The 18,768-nt window shown below is 55.6% G+C and carries 21 protein-coding genes and 1 pseudogene; 9 read left to right on the top strand and 13 right to left on the bottom strand.

The window, feature by feature from the left end:
• Positions 1-71 precede the first annotated feature (71 nt).
• Positions 72-689, top strand: a complete 618-nt coding sequence (locus F8R23_RS17655; RefSeq protein ID WP_129936914.1) for a LysE family translocator — start codon at positions 72-74, stop codon at positions 687-689.
• A gap of 50 nt (positions 690-739) precedes the next feature.
• Here the strand turns inward: F8R23_RS17655 and F8R23_RS17650 are convergent.
• Positions 740-850 (bottom strand): annotated as a pseudogene (locus F8R23_RS17650) (TOBE domain-containing protein); the annotation flags it as partial.
• Positions 851-1,091: 241 nt separating this feature from the next.
• Here F8R23_RS17650 and F8R23_RS17645 point away from each other — a divergent pair.
• Positions 1,092-2,162, top strand: coding sequence for an AI-2E family transporter (locus F8R23_RS17645; protein ID WP_099062582.1), 1,071 nt, complete (start codon positions 1,092-1,094; stop codon positions 2,160-2,162).
• Between the two features lie 50 nt (positions 2,163-2,212).
• On the opposite strand, the gene bcp is transcribed toward F8R23_RS17645, so the two are convergent.
• Positions 2,213-2,677: a thioredoxin-dependent thiol peroxidase gene (gene bcp, locus F8R23_RS17640; protein ID WP_085118108.1), complete on the bottom strand. Its 465-nt coding sequence runs from the start codon at positions 2,675-2,677 to the stop codon at positions 2,213-2,215.
• 2 nt (positions 2,678-2,679) lie between these two features.
• The gene (locus F8R23_RS17635; protein WP_198404413.1) at positions 2,680-3,285 is read right to left on the bottom strand and encodes a glycine cleavage system transcriptional repressor; all 606 of its coding nucleotides are present in this window, start codon (positions 3,283-3,285) and stop codon (positions 2,680-2,682) included.
• A gap of 110 nt (positions 3,286-3,395) precedes the next feature.
• Between F8R23_RS17635 and dapA the strand changes: the two genes are divergently transcribed.
• The 6 genes from dapA (at position 3,396) to ypfH (ending at position 10,084) form a co-directional block, all read left to right on the top strand.
• Positions 3,396-4,277: a 4-hydroxy-tetrahydrodipicolinate synthase gene (dapA, locus tag F8R23_RS17630; protein WP_099062580.1), complete on the top strand. Its 882-nt coding sequence runs from the start codon at positions 3,396-3,398 to the stop codon at positions 4,275-4,277.
• Between the two features lie 16 nt (positions 4,278-4,293).
• Positions 4,294-5,346, top strand: coding sequence for an outer membrane protein assembly factor BamC (bamC, locus tag F8R23_RS17625; protein WP_112348692.1), 1,053 nt, complete (start codon positions 4,294-4,296; stop codon positions 5,344-5,346).
• 124 nt (positions 5,347-5,470) lie between these two features.
• Positions 5,471-6,184 (top strand): phosphoribosylaminoimidazolesuccinocarboxamide synthase, encoded by a 714-nt coding sequence (gene purC, locus F8R23_RS17620; RefSeq protein WP_112348693.1) that lies wholly within the window; start codon positions 5,471-5,473, stop codon positions 6,182-6,184.
• Positions 6,185-6,349: 165 nt separating this feature from the next.
• The gene (gene ypfJ / locus F8R23_RS17615; RefSeq protein WP_012146218.1) at positions 6,350-7,216 is read left to right on the top strand and encodes a KPN_02809 family neutral zinc metallopeptidase; all 867 of its coding nucleotides are present in this window, start codon (positions 6,350-6,352) and stop codon (positions 7,214-7,216) included.
• Positions 7,217-7,264: 48 nt separating this feature from the next.
• Positions 7,265-9,277, top strand: a complete 2,013-nt coding sequence (locus F8R23_RS17610; RefSeq protein WP_151415857.1) for a tRNA(Met) cytidine acetyltransferase TmcA — start codon at positions 7,265-7,267, stop codon at positions 9,275-9,277.
• Positions 9,278-9,394: 117 nt separating this feature from the next.
• On the top strand, positions 9,395-10,084 hold the full coding sequence (gene ypfH / locus F8R23_RS17605) for an esterase (protein WP_129939001.1): 690 nt from the start codon (positions 9,395-9,397) through the stop codon (positions 10,082-10,084).
• A 28-nt stretch (positions 10,085-10,112) separates the two neighbouring features.
• Here ypfH and F8R23_RS17600 read toward each other — a convergent pair whose 3' ends face one another.
• Genes F8R23_RS17600 through F8R23_RS17585 form a run of 4 tightly spaced genes read right to left on the bottom strand, consistent with a single transcriptional unit; the run spans position 10,113 to position 12,461 of the window.
• A complete protein-coding gene (locus F8R23_RS17600; protein WP_099062576.1) occupies positions 10,113-10,298 on the bottom strand; it encodes a YpfN family protein in 186 nt (61 codons plus the stop codon).
• Between the two features lie 2 nt (positions 10,299-10,300).
• Complete coding sequence (locus F8R23_RS17595) at positions 10,301-10,975, bottom strand: M15 family metallopeptidase (protein ID WP_151415856.1); 675 nt, start codon at positions 10,973-10,975, stop codon at positions 10,301-10,303.
• Entirely contained in the window at positions 10,972-12,099 is a 1,128-nt protein-coding gene (gene dapE, locus F8R23_RS17590) for a succinyl-diaminopimelate desuccinylase (RefSeq protein ID WP_129936918.1), read from the bottom strand. The genes F8R23_RS17595 and dapE overlap by 4 nt, the downstream gene beginning before the upstream one ends.
• Positions 12,096-12,461 carry an ArsC family reductase gene (locus F8R23_RS17585; protein WP_085118090.1) on the bottom strand — a complete coding sequence of 122 codons (366 nt, stop codon included), beginning with the start codon at positions 12,459-12,461 and terminating at the stop codon, positions 12,096-12,098. The genes dapE and F8R23_RS17585 overlap by 4 nt, the downstream gene beginning before the upstream one ends.
• A gap of 228 nt (positions 12,462-12,689) precedes the next feature.
• On the opposite strand from F8R23_RS17585, the gene F8R23_RS17580 reads away from it, so the two are divergent.
• Positions 12,690-13,115, top strand: coding sequence for a GNAT family N-acetyltransferase (locus F8R23_RS17580; protein WP_099062565.1), 426 nt, complete (start codon positions 12,690-12,692; stop codon positions 13,113-13,115).
• A 15-nt stretch (positions 13,116-13,130) separates the two neighbouring features.
• Here F8R23_RS17580 and F8R23_RS17575 read toward each other — a convergent pair whose 3' ends face one another.
• From F8R23_RS17575 to yncE, 6 genes are all read right to left on the bottom strand, one after another.
• Positions 13,131-13,736, bottom strand: a complete 606-nt coding sequence (locus F8R23_RS17575) for a GNAT family N-acetyltransferase (RefSeq protein ID WP_129936919.1) — start codon at positions 13,734-13,736, stop codon at positions 13,131-13,133.
• Positions 13,737-13,760: 24 nt separating this feature from the next.
• The gene (locus tag F8R23_RS17570; RefSeq protein WP_129936920.1) at positions 13,761-14,081 is read right to left on the bottom strand and encodes an isochorismate lyase; all 321 of its coding nucleotides are present in this window, start codon (positions 14,079-14,081) and stop codon (positions 13,761-13,763) included.
• Positions 14,082-14,104: 23 nt separating this feature from the next.
• Complete coding sequence (locus F8R23_RS17565) at positions 14,105-14,536, bottom strand: GNAT family N-acetyltransferase (protein ID WP_129939003.1); 432 nt, start codon at positions 14,534-14,536, stop codon at positions 14,105-14,107.
• Between the two features lie 11 nt (positions 14,537-14,547).
• Complete coding sequence (locus F8R23_RS17560; protein WP_129939004.1) at positions 14,548-15,027, bottom strand: tetratricopeptide repeat protein; 480 nt, start codon at positions 15,025-15,027, stop codon at positions 14,548-14,550.
• A 132-nt stretch (positions 15,028-15,159) separates the two neighbouring features.
• A complete protein-coding gene (locus F8R23_RS17555) occupies positions 15,160-17,331 on the bottom strand; it encodes a TonB-dependent siderophore receptor (protein ID WP_129939005.1) in 2,172 nt (723 codons plus the stop codon).
• Between the two features lie 8 nt (positions 17,332-17,339).
• Positions 17,340-18,410: a 7-bladed beta-propeller protein YncE gene (gene yncE / locus F8R23_RS17550; RefSeq protein WP_129936923.1), complete on the bottom strand. Its 1,071-nt coding sequence runs from the start codon at positions 18,408-18,410 to the stop codon at positions 17,340-17,342.
• Between the last annotated feature and the right edge of the window lie 358 nt (positions 18,411-18,768).

Below are 18,768 nucleotides of genomic sequence, written 5' to 3'. Positions count from 1 at the left end.
GGGTCTTATAATGAGGAAAGTCAGGTGAAGATACGGATAACACAGCAATCTCGGCAGGGGCTTAAACCATCATGACACTCGCCATTTTTGCGGCCTTTTGGGCGGTCTCTATGCTGTTTGTCATCACGCCGGGCATGGACTGGGCATACGTCATATCGGCAGGTATACGTGGCAGGGTCGTGGTCCCCGCCGTCGCCGGTTTGCTGTTTGGTCATCTGCTGGCGATTGTGGTTGTGGCGGCTGGCGTGGGGGTGTTGGTTGCAGATAACCCCTTGATCCTGAGCGTGCTCACCGTCGCGGGGGCGGCCTATCTGTTGTGGATTGGCATCAATCTGCTGATGAGCCCGCCTGTACCCAATTCCGCGGAGAAACAGAGCTCAGACTCATGGATGCGCTGGGCAAGTAAAGGAGTTTGCATCAGTGGCATGAACCCCAAAGTGTTCCTGTTGTTTTTGGCCCTGCTGCCGCAATTCACCGATCCACATGCCGTTTGGTCGATACCGACGCAGATCCTGGCACTCGGCCTGTTGCATCTGGTCAGTTGTGGGCTGGTTTATCTGTTGGTGGGATTTGGCTCGCAGTCTGTCTTGCAGACTCGCCCACAGGCGGCGCGAGTTGTTAGCCGTATCTCAGGTGCTGCGATGGTGATCATCGCCGTCGCCTTGTTAGCCGAGCAAGCGCTCAAATAAGAGAGGATATATCCGCCGACATGATGGCGGATATATCAAGGGGGATGCCGTCAGGCTCTGACGGCAAGCAGCACGGATGAGGCTTTGATCAGCGTAATCACCCGAGATCCGTTTCTCAATGCCATTTCCTGCAGGCTTTCGTTGGTAATCACCGAGGTCAGGGTAGCGGCGGTTTGACTCGCAGTTAAACCGCCGCTCTACCTTCCCCGCATTAAATCGATAATTGTCTTTCCCCTTGTCTGTACTGACAATCGCTGGCTGGCAGATGGCCGTCATGGTACAACCATACGCTTGATACCCGGCCTTAAGCGCTTGATGTTTTTGCATAGCCAGAGTGTGGTCAATAATACTAATTACAGGAACAGCAATGCCTGCCAGTCAAACCTCTAGGAGCACTCTCTGATGCTGGAGATGTTATTACAGTGGTACCGCCGTCGTTTTACCGATCCGCAGGCCATCGCGCTGTTGGTGATCCTGGTTGCCGGATTCCTCATTCTCTATTTTCTGCATGGCATTCTGACTCCACTGCTGGTGGCCATCGTGCTGGCGTACCTGCTGGAGTGGCCGACCGCACGGCTGCAGCGCATTGGTTGCTCGCGTAACTGGGCGGCGAGCATGATGATGATCATGTTTGCCGGTATTGCGATGCTGCTGGTGTTTGTGGTGGCGCCGACCGCCTGGCAACAGGGTATCAACCTGATGACCGATCTGCCGGGCATGCTCAATCAGTTCTATAACTTTGCCGCGACGCTGCCGAAGCGTTATCCGGCGCTGGTAGATGCCGGTATCATCGATATGATGGCGGAAAACCTGCGTGGGCGTTTGTCGGGCATGGGGGAGTCGGTGGTGAAATTCTCACTGGCTTCGCTGGTTGGGCTGTTGACGCTGGCGATTTACCTGATCCTGGTGCCGATGATGATGTTCTTCCTGCTGAAGGACAAAGAGCAAATGCTCAACGCGGTGCGCCGCGTGTTGCCACGGAATCGCGGGCTGGCCGGGCAGGTATGGATCGAGATGAATCAGCAAATCACCAACTATATTCGCGGCAAGGTGCTGGAGATGGTGATTGTCGGCATAGCGACCTATCTGGTGTTCGTTGTTCTGGACATGCGCTATTCATTGCTGCTGGCGGTGCTGGTCGGTGTCTCGGTGCTGATCCCCTATATTGGCGCGGTGCTGGTAACCATTCCTGTGGTGGTGGTGGCGATGTTCCAATGGGGTATCGGGGCTGACTTCTGGACGCTGATCGTCGCTTATCTGGTGGTGCAGGCGCTGGATGGCAATCTGCTGGTACCGATCCTGTTCTCTGAGGCGGTCAACCTGCATCCGTTGGTGATTATTCTGTCGGTGATCATTTTCGGCGGGCTGTGGGGGTTCTGGGGCGTGTTCTTTGCTATCCCACTGGCGACTTTGGTGAAGGCGGTGATCCACGCCTGGCCGGACGAACTGCGGGTGGAAACGGAACAGGAATAGGCTGGAATAACGAATAACGAAGCGCAGCAGGCCGCTGCGCTTCGTATAAATTATTGCTGCAGGTAACTCAGGACGATGTCGTGATGATTGGTGGTTTTGAAATCATCAAACACTTTTTCAACCTTGCCCTTGCCGTCGAGCAAGAAGCTGATGCGGTGAATGCCGTCATAGGTTTTACCCATGAAGGTTTTCTCACCCCAAACGCCAAACTGCTGTGCTACCTGGTGATCCTCATCAGATAACAACGTGAAGTTTAACAACTCTTTCTCGGCAAAACGCGACAGTTTTTCGGGTTTATCCGTGCTGATGCCCAGAACTTCGACACCCGCTTTTTTCAAGTCATCCATGTTATCCCGCAAACCGCAGGCCTGTACGGTACAGCCCGGCGTCATCGCCTTGGGATAAAAATAAACCAGTACTCGTTGTCCCTGGAAGTCGGCCAGATTAATTTCCTCACCGTCCTGGTCAGGTAAACTAAAGTTTGGCGCTGTATCACCGGCTTTCAATGGGGTCATCACTACTCTCCATCTTTCTCATCATGCTGTGGATAGTTCACAACGCTAATACTGCCTTGTGCTTTCAATTCTGTACATAGGCGATGAAAGGCTTGCTCAATATTTGATGCATCATGATTGCCAGGGCTGTGTGCGGTGATCTGGATATGGAGCTGGGGTGGCAGGTCAGTTTCTGCCGGCTGAGTGCGCGACACCAGTTCGGCAATGTTCATCTGGCTGGAGTAAAACAGGTCGGTAAAACGTTCAATGATGTGCGGTGAGTCCTTCACCTCAACCTGTACCCACACCGTGGCCGGCATCGGCGGCCTTTCGTGCGAGTTGGTGCGCTTCATCACAATCAGCAGTTCCAGCTCCGCGCCTTTTTGCGGCAGGGTGGACTCGATCAGGGTAATGGCGTTCCAACTGCCGGAAAGCAGCATGATGAAAGTGAACTCCTCACCCAGCATGGCCAGACGGCTATCTTCGATATTGCATCCGCAACTGCTGACGTGGCGGGTGATGGCATTGACGATCCCGGGGCGGTCGGTACCGAGCGCGGTAATCACGAGATAGTGTTCATCTGGCTTAGGCAAAATGGAGCTTCCTGTCGTGCACAATGGGGTTACCATGGTAAACATAAAAAAAACCGCCTGCCAAGCGCTTACAACACCGTTGTTTGCTTGCTTTTGGATAGGCAGCAAAAGTACCATGAGTGACTTGTTTGTGGAGGGGATGGCCAATGTTTACGGGAAGTATTGTTGCACTGGTTACGCCGATGGACGACACAGGTGCTGTCGATCGCGCGAGCCTAAAAAAATTGATTGATTATCATGTAGCCAGTGGAACTGCGGCTATCGTTTCCGTAGGGACTACCGGTGAGTCAGCAACGCTTGCCCATGACGAGCACGTTGACGTGGTATTGCAGACGCTGGAACTGGCCGCTGGCCGCATTCCGGTGATCGCCGGTACCGGCGCCAACGCCACCGCTGAAGCCATTTCGCTGACCCAACGCTTCGAAAACACCGGCGTAGTGGGTTGCCTGACGGTCACGCCTTACTACAATAAACCGACTCAGGAAGGCCTGTATCAGCACTTCAAGGCGATTGCCGAAAGCACCGCGCTGCCACAGATTCTCTATAACGTGCCTTCGCGCACCGGGTGTGACATGCTGCCGCCGGTGATCGCGCGTTTAGCCAAAATTAAGAATATTGTTGCTGTTAAAGAGGCAACAGGGAACTTAAGTCGTGTAAGTCAGATCCAAGTGCTGGTTGATGATGAAGATTTCATTTTGCTGAGCGGCGATGACGCCAGCGGTCTGGATTTCATGCAACTGGGCGGCAAAGGGGTGATTTCCGTGACGGCCAACGTGGCGGCGCGTGAAATGGCGCAACTTTGCGCGCTGGCAGCACAGGGTAACTTTGCTGAGGCACGCCGCTTAAATCAGCGCTTGATGCCGTTGCATCAGGATTTGTTTGTAGAAGCAAACCCGATCCCGGTGAAATGGGCCTGTAAGGCATTGGGATTGATGGCAACCGATACGATGCGTCTGCCTATGACGCCGTTGACCGACGCTGCCCGTCCGGTAGTGGAACGCGCCTTGAAAAGCGCCGGTTTGCTGTAACTCTAAGGGAAATTTGATGGTTTATTCATTGCAAAAGTCGACGGTAGCAAAAGTCGTGGGTATTTCGCTGGTGATGATGCTGGTGGGTTGTACCACCGATCAGCGTTACAAACGCCAGGTTAGCGGCGATGAGTCTTACCTCGACGCGTCGGTGCTCAAGCCACTGAACGCACCAGCCGGTATGATCCTGCCGGTGCAAAGCGGTAATTATGATGTTCCGGCCACCACGCTGAAAGGCGGCGTCGGCAAGCAACTGGATATTCGTCCGCCAGTACAGCCACTGGCCTTGCTGAGCGGTTCACGTGCGCAATATGCCGGCGACAGCGGCACGCTGCTGCTGGAAAACAGTCCGCAGAACCAGAACCTGTGGTCACGCGTGACCAGCATGCTGCAAGCGAAAAACATTGCGATCGCCTCACGTCAGGACGCTACTCAGACCCTGACTACCGACTGGGTGAAGTGGAACCGTCTGGATGAAGACAACCAGTACGAAGGCCGCTACCAGATCAGCGTACAGCAGCAGGGTTACCAGCAGGCGCTGGTGGTGAAAACCGTCGGCCTGCAGCAGCAGGGTAAAACCGAGCAGATTACCGATCCGTCGGAAGTACAGCGCTACAACGGCATGATGATGAACACTCTGGTTGAAGGCCTGGACAAGCAGGACAACCTGGCGAGCAACCAGTCTGCCAACCGTTTCGGTACGCTGGACGTGCAGAGCGGCGCAGATGATACCGGCCTGCCAATGTTGGTAGTGCGCGGTCCGTACACCGTGGTGTGGGATCGTCTGCCGGCGGCGTTGGAAAAACTGGGGATGAAAGTGGGTGACCGCAGCCGTCCGCAAGGTACCGTTGCCGTAACCTACAAATCCCTGAGCAGCAGCGATTGGGATGCGTTGGGCGTCAAGGACCCTGAGCTGAAAGAAGGCGATTACAAACTGCAGGTGGGTGACTTGAACAACCGTTCCAGCCTGCAATTTATCGATCCTAAAGGGAAGCCGTTGACCCAGTCGCAAAACGACGGGTTGGTTGCGGCATTCCAGTCAGCATTCAGTAAAACCAGCGTTAAGTAACTGAAAAGGGGCCAAGGCCCCTTTTTCTTTGATGGTTACGGTATCGTTTGCGTCGCAGGTTTGGCACAATATACCCATCATTCTTGCAGCGTTTTTAAAACAATTTTTTATTGGAGTAACTAAGATGCAAAAGCTAGCTGAGCTGTATCGCGGAAAGGCAAAAACCGTCTACACCACCGAAAACCCTGATCTGTTGGTGTTGGAGTTCCGCAACGATACGTCAGCACTGGATGGTCAGCGCATTGAGCAGTTTGATCGCAAAGGCATGGTGAACAACAAGTTCAACCATTTCATCATGAGCAAACTGGAAGAAGCCGGTATCCCGACGCAAATGGAACGCCTGCTGTCAGACAACGAAGTGCTGGTGAAGAAGTTGGACATGGTGCCGGTCGAGTGTGTGATCCGCAACCGCGCCGCCGGTTCACTGGTGAAGCGTCTGGGCATTGAAGAAGGCCTGGTACTGAACCCGCCGCTGTTTGACCTGTTCCTGAAAAACGATGCCATGCACGATCCAATGGTCAACGAGTCCTATTGTGAAACCTTTGGTTGGGTGAACAAAGAGCACCTGGCACGCATGCGTGAGCTGAGCTACCTGGCGAACGACGTGCTGAGCAAGCTGTTTGATGACGCAGGCCTGATCCTGGTCGATTTCAAGCTGGAATTCGGCTTGTTCAATGGCGACGTGGTGCTGGGTGATGAGTTCTCACCGGACGGTAGCCGCCTGTGGGACAAAAACACCCTGGACAAGATGGACAAAGACCGCTTCCGTCAGAGCCTGGGTGGCTTGATCGAAGCCTACGAAGAAGTGGCTCGCCGCATCGGTGTCAAACTCGACTAAGCGTTTTCTCGCTATACGGGGTCTCTCCGGCCCCGTTATTTCCCTGACTTTCCCCGCCGTCTGTTCCTTCTGTCTGCATTTCCAGAAAAATTCTACATTTCCTTTGCCGCTGAGCATTTATAATGATCTACGTAACATGACAAAAACCTAATCTGGAGTTTACATATGCGTTGGCAAGGGCGTCGGGAAAGTGACAATGTTGAGGATCGTCGCGGGCAGTCTTCAGGTCTGGGTGGCGGTGGCGGCGGTTTCCGCGTGCCTCGCGGCAAGGGCGGTATCGCCATTCTGGTGGTGGTGCTGGTGGCCGGCTATTACGGCATCGATCTTTCGCCGTTGTTGAACGGCGGGGACGTTAGCCCGCAAACTCAACAACAAAGCGCCAGCATCAGTCCAAAAGACGATGAACTGGCTAAGTTTACCTCGGTGGTGCTGGCCTCTACCGAAGATAACTGGAAAGAAGTTTTCCAGCGCATGGGCAAAACCTACCAGCCACCCAAACTGGTGATGTATCGCGGCGTAACGCGCACCAGCTGTGGCACCGGTCAGGCGGCGATGGGGCCATTCTACTGCCCGGGCGATAAAACGGTGTATATCGACCTGTCGTTCTATCAGGATATGAAAACCAAACTGGGGGCCGGTGGTGACTTTGCCCAGGCCTATGTGGTGGCGCACGAAGTGGGCCACCATGTGCAGAACCTGCTGGGCATTGAGCCTAAAGTGCGTCAGATGCAGCAGGGTGCCAGCCAGGCGGAAGTGAATCGTCTGTCGGTGAAAATGGAACTGCAGGCGGACTGCTTTGCCGGCGTTTGGGGCAAATATGCCGAGAAGCAACAGATGTTGGAAGAGGGTGACTTGCAGGCGGCGTTGAACGCTGCGCAGGCGATCGGCGACGACCGTTTGCAGCAACAGGGCCAGGGACGAGTGGTGCCGGACAGTTTCACTCACGGCACCTCGCAGCAGCGCTACACCTGGTTTAAACAGGGTTTCGATAGCGGTGATCCTAACACCTGCAACACCTTTGCTTCCCGTTAACATGCATGCCGGAGCCTGACTCCGGCATTTTTTTAGGTCTGGATCCTGATGTTACAGGCAATGCAACAACTTATGCACCAGCAGGGCATCAGGCGCCTGCTGGTGCTCAGTGGCGAGCCGCAATGGTGTCGCCAGCAAGCACAACGGCTGGCGACAACCCTGCCGGGCGACTGGCCGTGGGTGGGAGAAAATCCGCCGCCTGCTATGCCGTCACTGGCCAGTGGTGCGGTACGGACATTGCTGGGGCAGGAGCGGTTGCATGCGGTGTTTGATGCGACCCGCGGCCTGGATGTCGAAGCCCTGGCCGTGCTGGCCGGTACCCTGCGCGCCGGCAGTTGGTTGTTGCTGCTGACACCACCATGGCAACAATGGCATCAGCAGCCGGACCACGACAGCCTGCGCTGGAGCGATTGCCCGCAGCCGATCATGACCCCTAATTTTATTCACCATCTACAGCAACACCTGGCGGCGGACAACGAAGTCACGCTCTGGCGAGAGGATGAGCCGCTGGCTTTGGCGCCCTTGCCAATACGCCGGCAGTGGCAAGCGCCGGATGGCCAGCCGACTCCCGAGCAGCAAAGGTTGCTGGCACAATTACTCGGCGCTGAGTCAGGCGTTTGGGTGCTGACTGCTGCCCGTGGGCGCGGCAAGTCAACGGTGGCGGGTATGCTGGTGGCGAACACGCCGCTCACCTGCTGGATCACCGGGCCCAGCCGAGCGGCTACCGAGGTCGCTGGTGAATGGGCGCAGGGCCGCGCACAATTTTGGGCACCGGACGCGTTGTTGGCCCATTGTCGCGAACATGACGTCAGCGATGTGGGCTGGCTGCTGGTGGACGAAGCGGCGGCGATCCCCGGCCCGTTGCTGCAACAACTGGTTAGCCATTTCCCCCGCGTTTTGCTGACCACCACGGTACAGGGCTATGAAGGCACCGGCCGGGGGTTTTTACTGAAATTTTGCGCGGGGTTGCCTGAGTTCCAGCCACTGGAGTTACAGCAGCCCATGCGTTGGGCGCAGGGCGATGCGCTGGAACGCGTCATTGATAACGCGCTGTTGTTCAACGAACTGCCACTCTGGCCGGCGACAAATAAGCCGGTCAGTATCAGCGGGGCAGAACAAGGCGCGTTGTGTGCTGACCCTCAAGGGTTAGTGCGTTTTTACGCTCTGTTAAGCAGCGCCCATTACCGCACTTCACCGCTTGATTTACGGCGGTTGATGGACGCGCCCGGCATGCATTTTGGCGTGGCGCAGGTTGAAGATGAAGTCATCGGCGCATTGTGGCTGGTGGAGGAAGGCGGTCTGAGCGCCGAACTGGCACACGAAGTCTGGGCCGGGCGGCGGCGACCGCGCGGCAACCTGGTGGCGCAGTCGCTGGCGGCACATGGTGGGCAGTGGTGGGCACCGACGCTGCGTTCACGGCGCATTACCCGCATTGCGGTATTACCGGCTTTGCGTCAGCAGGGCATTGCCCGCAGTCTGATCGCGCAGCAACGTCGGCAAGCGCAGGGACTGGATTACCTCTCGGTCAGCTTTGGTTACACCGAGTCGCTGTGGCGCTTTTGGCAATCCTGTGGTTTTGAACTGGTGCGCATCGGCAGCAAAACGGAAGCCAGCAGCGGTTGTTACACCGCTATGGCCATCCTGCCGCTGAGTGAGCAGGGTGAGGCGCTGCGGCATGCGGCGCATAAGCATCTGGCGCGTGACTGGCGTTGGCTGCAGTCGCGTATTGATCTGCAACTGGAAATCACCGGTGATGACGGCGATACCCAGTTGGGCGAGGATGACTGGCGTGAACTGGCCGGGTTCGCCTTCGCCCATCGGCCGCTTGAGGCCAGCCTGGGGGCGCTACAACGTTTACTGCTAGCCAGTCCTTTACCGCTGCCCGCACTGCGTCAGCATCTGCAACAGCAAACGACGCTGGCGGGCTGCGTGGTGTTGCTTGGCTTTAGCGGCCAGAAGGCTTTGCTACGCCGCTGGCGGCAGGAGGCGGGGTTAGCGCTTGAGCAGCTTGATGCTCAGCACTGCCTGCGCTGGCACAACTGGTCGCAATCGTTGGAATAAATTGAAGATGTTGCTCAATAAAACCCGATTTTCCTGAATTCTCAGCGGCGTATAGTAGCTGACAGGAACCCGGGCAGCTGGCGTCGGGCAGAATTTGATCAATACGAGGAGTCACCGATGAAACATGAGCATTTTGTTGTACAGAGCCCGGCAACCCCGGCTGCGCAGCTGATCCTGCTGTTTCACGGTGTTGGCGATACCCCAGAGGCGATGGGCGAGATTGGCAGCTATTTCGCCAAAGACTTCCCGCAGGCGCTGGTGGTCAGCATTGGTGGCCCTTTTGCCTTCGGTAACGGCAGCGGCCGTCAGTGGTTTTCGGTGCAGGGTGTGACTGAGGAAAACCGCGCCGAGCGCATTGCTGAAGTGATGCCGCAGTTTATCGAAACCGTGCGTTACTGGCAGCAGCAGAGCGGCGTGAATGATGCCGGCACCGCACTGGTCGGTTTTTCTCAGGGCTCAATCATGGCGCTGGAAGCCTTGAAGGCAGAACCTAGACTGGTCGGTCGGGTAGTGGCTTTCAGCGGGCGTTTTGCCAGCCTGCCGGAGCGGGCATTCGGTGATTGCGTGGTGCACTTGATCCACGGCGAACAGGATGCGGTGATTGCGGTGCAACATGCCAGGGCGGCAGCAGAACAGCTGCAGGCTATTGGCGTCGATTTCACGCTGGACGTGGAAGAAGACGTGGGGCACGCCATCAATCAGGGCATGATGAACGATGCCCTCGAACGGCTGCATTACTACGTGCCTCAGCGCTACTGGGATGAAGCGATGTTTGGTAAACGAGGCGATTTGATCGCTTTTAAATAAACTTCAGGGCGCTAAATGCGCCCTGATATCATTTCTTCTTCGGCCAGTCGTCGTCGTTATCCCACTCGGCGTTGTTATCGCGGTGCGGTGGCAGTTCCGGCTTATCGGCCAGATAGCGTTTGACGTCAACGCGGCGCAGCTCTTTGATCCCACTGATAATCATGCCGAATAAAATCAGCAGGATAATCCACCAGTAGTCAGCTAACCATTCCATATTTACTCCTTTCCTTCAGGGCGTATAAAACGCGAAAATATCGATGGCAAATGCTCTTCAAGCCATTGGGCACCAGCAACGTCCTTATTTTTCCAGGCTGCCAGCAGCAGCGCCGGCGTCAGCAGATGCTCGGCTTCACGCGCCAGTGGCCGGTAACTCAGATGCCAGGGTTCTACCGCCACGCCGTCACTTTCTTCGGTGAACGGACGGTAAAAGCCAAATTCTGCCATATGCGCCGTCATCCACTGATTGAGCGGATAAAAGTAGCCGCCATGCTCGTATTCCCAGGGCTCCAACTGCAACTTTTGCCCTGCTGGTAACAGTGAAGGATCGTAGACATCGAGGTCACTGCCCCAGTGATGGCGGCTGGCACCGGGCAAAGCCGACCAGCGCAAGATTGCCTCACAGCGCTCGGCGGCGGACAGTGTCGCGATGTCGATCGGTCGGCTGTCCTTATCTAATACTGGGCGCTGCCCGCAGAATTTTCCATTCCAGATCGCCTGTTGACGATCAAAATCACGAAATGTGCTGGCGGGCTGGAGATCGAACCCGGCCGCAAGCGCCGCCTGTTGCATGGCGAGGAACGCGGCCACGGCGGCGGGCTGCAACCGGTGGTTACCGCAGAGCGGCACCAGGTGATCTGTCGAGCGCCCGGTCAGCATTTCTGGCGTGATCATGCGACCAGTTGCTCCATGATGCGCTGGTACATGCGGCTGAGCAGTTGCAAGTCGGCTGCGTGTACGCATTCGTTGACCTTATGGATCGTCGCGTTGACCGGCCCCAGTTCAACCACTTGCGCGCCCATCTGGGCGATAAAGCGACCGTCTGAGGTGCCCCCGGTGGTCAGCAACTGTGGCGTCAGCTCAGAATAGTGTTCGACGGCGTTAACCACCGCATCCACCAGTGCGCCGCGTGCGGTCAGGAACGGCTGGCCCGACAGGCGCCATTCGATGCTGTAGTTCAACTGGTGGCGCTCGAGCAGTTCTTCCACGCGTTGTTTGATGGTTGCGTCGGTCGATTCGGTGCTGAAACGGAAGTTGAACTGGACGAACATCTCGCCTGGGATCACGTTGTTGCTGCCGGTACCGGCCTGCACGTTAGCGATCTGCATGCTGGTCGGCGGGAAGAATTCATTGCCGCAATCCCACTCGGTCGCCACCAATTCATTCAGTGCCGGCATGGCACGGTGTACCGGGTTATCCGCCAGATGCGGATAGGCTACATGGCCCTGAATACCGTGAATGTGCAGGTTGGCAGTGATCGAACCGCGACGGCCGTTCTTTACCACGTCCCCGACACGTTCGGTACTGGACGGCTCGCCGACCAGGCAATAATCCAGGCGCTCATTACGCGCCATCAGCGCCTCTACCACCTTCACCGTACCATGGGTAGCACTGGCTTCTTCATCGGAGGTGATCAGGAATGCCAGACGGCCCTGATGCTGCGGGTTGGCTGCCACAAAACGCTCAGCCGCCACGACCATCGCGGCCAGCGAACCTTTCATGTCTGCCGCGCCACGGCCATACAGCATGCCGTCGCGGATGGTTGGCTCAAACGGCGGGTTGTCCCAGCGTTTTTCGTCGCCGGTCGGTACCACGTCGGTGTGGCCGGCAAACGCCAGCGTTTGGCCTTCGCCACGCCAGGCCCAGAAATTCAGGGTATCGCCGAATGGCATGGGTTCAACGGTAAAACCAATGGCTTCCAGACGCTCAATCATCAATGCCTGGCAGCCTTCATCGTGCGGGCTGAGCGACGGGCGTTTAATCAACTGTTGAGCCAGTTCGATAACCGGACAAATCATGCTGCCACCTCGGAAATAAATTGCTGGTAGCCTTCGGCACTGAAGCCGAGCAGGGCGTGTCCGTTGCCGTCGTCCAGCAGTGGGCGCTTGATGATTGCCGGTTGAGCCAGCATCAGCGCTATGGCCGCATCGGCATTGTCGCAGGCGGTGCGCTGCGCTTCATCCAGCTTGCGCCAGGTAGTGCCGCGGGTATTCAGCAGCGGCTCCCAGCCCAGGCGTTCGACAAAACCGCGCAGTTGCTGTTCGTCCAGCCCGTCGGCGCGGTAGTCGTGAAATTGATAAGCCACACCCTGTTCTTCCAGCCAGCGGCGTGCTTTTTTGATGGTGTCACAATTTTTGATGCCGTACATGGTCAACGTCATGGAGTAAGAACCTTCTCTGCAACCCAACACCGGCGAGCTGCCGGTGGTAAACCGCCGGTGGCGGTGAAATGAAAGCCAGCGACCAGCATGCCGAAAAATGGCGGGGAGTTCCACCGTACAATGGTCTGAAAGGCAGGGGAAAGCTGAAAAAATGCCGTTCGCGTTTATTACGGTGATTTTTTGCTAATCTCACTGTGCTACTCAGTAACCCTACATAAGAAGAAGATCATGGAAAATTACCGAATCGAAGTCACCGAAAGCGCCATCGACGAAATAGAAGCGCTGATTGCAGAAGGGCTGAATCAATATAACGATGAAGTGACCGGCACCAACGATCGTCGCCCGTTAGCGGTAGTGGTGAGAGACCCGATCAGCGGCGAAGTGCTGGGTGGTATTAGCGGGCGTTCATCGTTGGGTATGTTGTTTGTCGATCTGTTTTATCTGCCAAAATCGCTGCGTGGTTCAGGGCTGGGCAGTGAGTTGCTGCGTCGCTTTGAGCTGGAAGGGCGACGCAGGGGCTGTGTTTCCGCCGTGCTGTACACCATCAGCTTTCAGGCACCGAAGTTTTATGAGTTGAACGGCTGGACGAGCTTTGGCGAAGTGCCCTGTCTGCCGGCAGGTACCAGCAGGATCTTTATGATGAAGACGCTGTAGATTACTGGCCAGAAATCATTCTCTGGCCTGACGTAATTTATAACTCAGGCTTTTTTTCACCATCGGCCATTCGTGGTCGATGATGGAAAAAACCACCGTATCCCGATAGCTGCCATCTGCATTTTTCTGGTGATTTCTCAGTACACCGTCTTGCTTGGCACCCAGGCGCGCTATCGCCGCCCTGGAAACATGATTATGCCAATGGGTGCGAAACTCAACGGCAATCACCGCCAGGGATTCAAACAGATAACTGAGCAACAACAATTTGCACTCGGTGTTAACGGGGGTTTTTTGATGGCTTTTGGCATACCAGGTGTAGCCAATTTCAACGCGACGGTTTTGTCCGTCGGCATGACAAACCCGCGTGGTGCCGATGATTTTTTGCGTGGCGTTATGCACCACAACGAACGGTAATGCTCGCCCGGCTGCCTGTTCACTTAAAGCCAGGCTGATATAGTCTTCTACGGTGTCTTCATTGGGTACCGAGGTAAACCAAAGTTCCCAGAGACGGCCGTCGGTAGCCGCCTCAACCAGCTGTGACGCATGTTCTTTCCGTAATGGGATAAGGCTGATGCTTTCGCTTTTCAGTTCGGTTTCCATCAGCCAGGATAAGTCAGCCATGTTCTGTTGGTTTCCTCATTGAGTTCACTTTTCGCCCTGATCCTGGGACCAATGTTTCATTTCTTCGCTGATAAAATAATTAACCAGATCGCGATACATTTTTTCTATCACCTCTGGGCTTAAACCTTGCTCATCGGCCCAGACTCGTCTTTGCAGCAGCATGGCCTCAAAGCGTTCTTTGGCACGTACTGCATCGGGGCTGGTCTTGAATTTGGCCGCAGCCTTTACGTAGGCGAAGCGTTGGGCGATCAGCTTGATGATGCTTTCGTCCATCATGTCTATTTCAGCGCGAATATCATTCATGTTCGCACAGTCCTGCGGAGACAGCCGGTTTTCAATAAGCAATGGGGAGTTCCTTTAAGGTTTTTTCAGCGGATATAACCATTCTGCTGCAGTCGCTCTAAAGCCGCGCTATCGGCATAGACCATGCCGGTAGTCAGCTCACGGAAGTGGTATTTTTTGTAGAACTCCAGCTTGTCGGGCACCGAGTAGATAAACACTTTGCCGAGCGGGGCTAAATCCTGCATGACCCGATCCATCAGCTGACGTCCCAAACCCTGGCCCTGAAAGTCTGGATGCAGAGCCACGTCGGCCAGATAGGCAACTGAAGTCATATCGCTAATGGCGTGGGCGGTGGCGATCAGCCGGCCATCCAGGTAGCCCCAGTAGCAAAATTGGCTGTGCTGATAAACGCGCTGCAGAACCTGCGGATCACGCTGGCCCAATCCGGCGGCTTCCAGTAGCCCGGCCAACTGCAGCCAGTCGACGCCGTAGCGGTTCGGGTCGGTCACGATTTCCATGGTGACCTCGCTTAGCCAATCCGGTCCAGATCGGCGGCGTATTGGCGGATCGCACGCTGGTAGCTGCTGATGTCGCTATGCGAAGAGGTTTCAGCCAGCAGCAACAGCAAATCCGCGACCGCTTGTTTGGTTTCACCCAGGTTGTACAGCGTCATGGCGCGAAACAGGGTAAGTTCTTTGGCCTGCGGGAACTCGCTCAGCCCTTCGTCGAAGGCGGCCAGCGATTGTTGATACAGGCCGAGCGCCCGGTAGGTACTGCCCAGTCCAAGCCAGGCTTCCTGTCGTTGCGTTGCCGACAAATTGCGCGTCAGTGCCGCGAGGTAACTGGGGATCGCCTGCTGCTCAAAGCCCTGAACGTCATACAGGCAAGCCAATTGATAGTGCAGGGCGGCGTCTTCCGGTTGTTGCAGTAACTGTTGTTGCGCCAGTTCGGTCGCTTCCTGATAGCGGCCCAACTCTTTCAGTTGTTCGATGGTCAGCGTAGGGGACATCACATGGCCTTAGGTGGGTGGGGTTTTTGTATCTTTTGCACGCTACTACGGAAGAATTCATCGCACAAGGGATATAGGTATTGCTGAGGGAAGGTTGGCCCCGCGATCCGGGGCCGGTTTTACTGCAAGCGATCAGAACTCGTGTTTGAGCGTCAGCATGAAGTTACGCGGCTCGCCATAGTTGCGGGTACTGTAGAAATTAACCTGTGAGTAGTATTTCTGGTCGAAAACGTTGTTCAGGTTAAGTTGCACCGCAGTTTGCGGCGTCAGTCTGTAACGCGCCATCGCATCGACCAGAACGTAAGACCCTTGCTCGGCTTTGCGCTGCACCATTTCACCGTTATCGGCCCCGCTAACGTTGGCGTAAACCTTGCTCTGCCAGCGTGCGCCGCCGCCCAACGTCAGGTCGCGCAAGGCACCCGTCAGTTGGTAGGTGGTGAACAGGTTGATGCGAGTGCGCGGCTGCTCGGTGTTGAGATCGACCTTATCCTTGTCCTTCAGCGAGAAGTGGGTAATGCCAAACTGCGCGTTCCAGCCCTGGGCCAGTTCACCGTTCAGTTCGAACTCGACGCCCTTGCTGGTGGCACCCTGACTCTCATGATAGGTCTGCTGCAGCCAGTCCAGATTGGCGGTGTCTTCGTCCAGCACGCCCAGGTTGTCCTGCGTGATGCGGAATGCCGACAGCGACAGATTGAGCCGGTCATTGAGCAATGCGGCTTTGATACCCACCTCTTTGTTCACCCCTTCGATCGGTGCCAGATAGTGGCCGCTGCTGTCGAGCCGGTTCTGATCCTTGAAGATGTCGGTGTAGCTGGCATAGGCAGAGACCTGATCGGTCAGCTTATAAACCGTGCCGACGAACGGAGTGACTTTGTTTGCGGTGGTAGTCGTGGTGTTTTTAAAGCTGTTGAAGCGGGCACCGAGTACCAGATCCAGACGGTCGGTGACCGAAAAGTCAGCGCTGCTGTAGAAGCCGATTTGCCGCGTACGGTAATCCATTTGCGGCATTTTGTCTGACCACTCGGGTTCGCCCAGGCCACCGTTCCAGTCCAGTAAGCTGCCGCTAAACAATTGTGAGGCACTGGCACTACGATAGGTGCTGTAACTGTGCTGCCAGGCGGAAGAACTGCCCACTACAAATTTGTGATTACGGCCCAGCAGGCTGAAATCACCGTTCAGTTTCAGGTCTACCGCATGCTGATCGCGGTAACCCTCATAACGCCCGGCATAAGGGCTTGAAGGTTTCACCGCCCAGGTATCGGGATCGATCAGCCCACCAAGACTCATCGCCATTTTGGCATCGAAAGCCTGACGGCTATGAGTGTAGTTAGCCACGCCTTTCCAGTCGTTATCGAACTGGTGCTCCAGCGTCGCGAACTGGGTGCTGAGCGTGGTGTCCCAGCTCGACCAGTCAGAGGCGCCACTGTAGTGGCGATCCCAATTGATCTCGCTGCCGTCGCTGAACCAGCCGGTTGGCAGGGCACCACCCCAGGTGGAGGCTTTAGGCCGGTTTTGCTGATAATCCGCCCCCAGTCGCAGCAATGTCTCGCTACTCAGATCGGCTTCCAGCGTGCCATAGATGGTGCCTTTGCGTTCCTGATGCCTGTCCATAAACGAGTGGCTGCGTTCGCCGGCGGCAGCGACGCGCACCCGGACGGTACCTTCGTCGTTGAGCGGTGTGCCGACATCGACCGTGGTGCGGTAATGATCCCAGGAACCGGCGGAGAGTTCGACGCGGGCAAAAGGAGAAAGGCTGGAAGCCTTCTTTCTGACCAGGTTGATGGCCGCGCCCGGATTACCGACGCCGTTCAGCAGGCCGGCGGCCCCCCTGACGATCTCGACGTGATCCAGTGTGATCGAGTCAATTTCCGACTCACCGCCGGAATAACCTGAATCAAAGAAGGTGGGAACACCGTCATATTGATAGTTATCGACGCTAAAACCGCGGTAATTGAACGAGGAGCGTTCGCTGTCGTAGTTGCTCTCACTGACACCGGTGGACCAGCGCAGAATATCCTTTAGCGAATAAGCGTTGATATCGTCAATTTGCTGGCGGGTGATGACCGAAACCGACTGCGGCGTATCCTTGATGCTCAGCGGCAAGCCGGTCGCGGTGGTCATCTGGCTGGTGGTGTAGGAGCCGGTGTTCTCGGTGCTGCCGTCATCGCTGAACGGTGAAGCGATCACCTCCAGGGTTTCTTCTTTCTGTGGGCGGGGAGCCTGCTCGGCCCCCGCAGCCTGCACCACCATCACCGGCAGGCACAGCAGTGCGCCACCGGAGAGGCGAATCATAAAACTCGTCATTACCTGCCTCATAGTTCGCCGAGATTAATCTTGAGCAGATAATCCTGCTTTTTCTCCATCTCTTCCTTGGACTGCTTGATGCTGGCAAAGAGGGTATTGCCGTCCGCAGAAAGGGCCAGGCTGTTAGGCAAAGCGTGGGTGGCGATGCTGTTTTTGACCTGATAGCTATTGCTGTCCACGATGCTGATGCGTTTGGCCTCGCGATGCGTGATGTAGATTTCGCTGCGTGCCGGGTTGAACAGCACCGCCAGTGAGTTGATCACCTCAATCTGGTGCAGGATTTTGCCGCTGTTGATATCGACAACCAGCACCTTCGGCAGGTCAGGATCGGTGAGGAAGGCACGGCCGGTTTTGCTGTCCAGGCTGATATTCAAGAAGAAGTGTTTTTTAGCGGGTTCCACCACCAGACGCTTGAGGATCTGGTGGCTGGTGGCGTCCAGGGTAATCAGTTCACCGCCGCCATTAACACAGTAGATATGGCCACGTTCGGTGTCCAGAGCAAGACCGGTGGGGTATTCGCCGACGTTGCTGATGGTGGCAATCTTTTCACGCTTGGCGGTATCGATCACCCAAAGCACGCCTTTCTGAGCGGTGCCAGAGACATACAAGCGCTGATTTTTTTTATCGAGCACCATTTCACGCGTCGGGACGAATTGGTCTTCTTTCATGCTTTCACTGAGCTGGACGGTAGCGAGTTCTTTACCGCTCTGGGTATCGATCATGGTTACTGAACCGTCCACGGTGTTGCCGATGTACAGGACATGCCGTTCTTCATCCAGCGCGGTGGCGAAGGCACGACGTTGGGTGACGATTTTCCCATCTGTAGCCAACGTGGCCGGATTGATACGGTAAACAATCCCGCTGTTTTTTCCTTTGGCGAATGAAGGCGTAGAAGCGGCAAACAAGGTGTTGTTTTGGCCATCAAATGCCAACTCATACAGGCCGTATCCTACCGGTTTGGTTTGGAAATGGCTTTCTGGCAGCTCAGCCGCCAGCGTTGAGCAAGACAGTAGCAGCATGGCGGAAGTCAGGGTGCTGAAAGAGAAACCTTTGCCTGGGGTGAATAGGGACAATTTCATATACATTCCTTTACATCAGTTTACGATTCAAGGATGCTAATGATATTGATAATTAATATCAATGTCATTTAATTAATCATATGAAGATATGTATTTTTGTTATTGAAAAATAAGAAAATATTTAAAATAACCCCATGAGGCGTCCGCATTTCTCGATCTTGTTCCCCGTGGTTTTTATTTCCGTAATAATTTTCATTTCGTTTTAATGCGAAGGATTATCCGCTATATTCGCCGTCAATCGTGAAGAATTGTAAATAAAAACACCATCAGCAGCGGTTATCCGCTGGCGTACAGAACGAGTTGGCTAAGGCCATTGATCTCCTGCTGCGTCAGCCGTTTTTGGATGCTTTGCGGGCTA

It is taken from the genome of Serratia proteamaculans (assembly GCF_008830365.1).
GTDB classification, from domain to species: Bacteria; Pseudomonadota; Gammaproteobacteria; order Enterobacterales; family Enterobacteriaceae; genus Serratia; species Serratia proteamaculans.
Note: the sequence above shows the minus strand (reverse complement) of the source record. Positions and strands in the feature narration are given on the sequence as shown.

Excerpts from the sequence above, each read along its gene's own strand:
- F8R23_RS17585 (WP_085118090.1), bottom strand. The coding sequence starts at position 12,461 with ATGACGTTGACCATGTACGGCATCAAAAATTGTGACACCATCAAAAAA.
- F8R23_RS17575 (WP_129936919.1), bottom strand. The coding sequence starts at position 13,736 with ATGGCTGACTTATCCTGGCTGATGGAAACCGAACTGAAAAGCGAAAGC.
- ypfH (WP_129939001.1), top strand. The coding sequence starts at position 9,395 with ATGAAACATGAGCATTTTGTTGTACAGAGCCCGGCAACCCCGGCTGCG.
- F8R23_RS17580 (WP_099062565.1), top strand. The coding sequence starts at position 12,690 with ATGGAAAATTACCGAATCGAAGTCACCGAAAGCGCCATCGACGAAATA.
- dapA (WP_099062580.1), top strand. The coding sequence starts at position 3,396 with ATGTTTACGGGAAGTATTGTTGCACTGGTTACGCCGATGGACGACACA.
- F8R23_RS17595 (WP_151415856.1), bottom strand. The coding sequence starts at position 10,975 with ATGATCACGCCAGAAATGCTGACCGGGCGCTCGACAGATCACCTGGTG.
- yncE (WP_129936923.1), bottom strand. The coding sequence starts at position 18,410 with ATGAAATTGTCCCTATTCACCCCAGGCAAAGGTTTCTCTTTCAGCACC.
- bcp (WP_085118108.1), bottom strand. The coding sequence starts at position 2,677 with ATGACCCCATTGAAAGCCGGTGATACAGCGCCAAACTTTAGTTTACCT.
- purC (WP_112348693.1), top strand. The coding sequence starts at position 5,471 with ATGCAAAAGCTAGCTGAGCTGTATCGCGGAAAGGCAAAAACCGTCTAC.
- F8R23_RS17600 (WP_099062576.1), bottom strand. The coding sequence starts at position 10,298 with ATGGAATGGTTAGCTGACTACTGGTGGATTATCCTGCTGATTTTATTC.
- dapE (WP_129936918.1), bottom strand. The coding sequence starts at position 12,099 with ATGATTTGTCCGGTTATCGAACTGGCTCAACAGTTGATTAAACGCCCG.
- F8R23_RS17565 (WP_129939003.1), bottom strand. The coding sequence starts at position 14,536 with ATGGAAATCGTGACCGACCCGAACCGCTACGGCGTCGACTGGCTGCAG.
- F8R23_RS17645 (WP_099062582.1), top strand. The coding sequence starts at position 1,092 with ATGCTGGAGATGTTATTACAGTGGTACCGCCGTCGTTTTACCGATCCG.
- F8R23_RS17555 (WP_129939005.1), bottom strand. The coding sequence starts at position 17,331 with ATGACGAGTTTTATGATTCGCCTCTCCGGTGGCGCACTGCTGTGCCTG.
- F8R23_RS17655 (WP_129936914.1), top strand. The coding sequence starts at position 72 with ATGACACTCGCCATTTTTGCGGCCTTTTGGGCGGTCTCTATGCTGTTT.
- F8R23_RS17560 (WP_129939004.1), bottom strand. The coding sequence starts at position 15,027 with ATGTCCCCTACGCTGACCATCGAACAACTGAAAGAGTTGGGCCGCTAT.
- ypfJ (WP_012146218.1), top strand. The coding sequence starts at position 6,350 with ATGCGTTGGCAAGGGCGTCGGGAAAGTGACAATGTTGAGGATCGTCGC.
- F8R23_RS17610 (WP_151415857.1), top strand. The coding sequence starts at position 7,265 with ATGTTACAGGCAATGCAACAACTTATGCACCAGCAGGGCATCAGGCGC.
- F8R23_RS17635 (WP_198404413.1), bottom strand. The coding sequence starts at position 3,285 with ATGGTAACCCCATTGTGCACGACAGGAAGCTCCATTTTGCCTAAGCCA.
- bamC (WP_112348692.1), top strand. The coding sequence starts at position 4,294 with ATGGTTTATTCATTGCAAAAGTCGACGGTAGCAAAAGTCGTGGGTATT.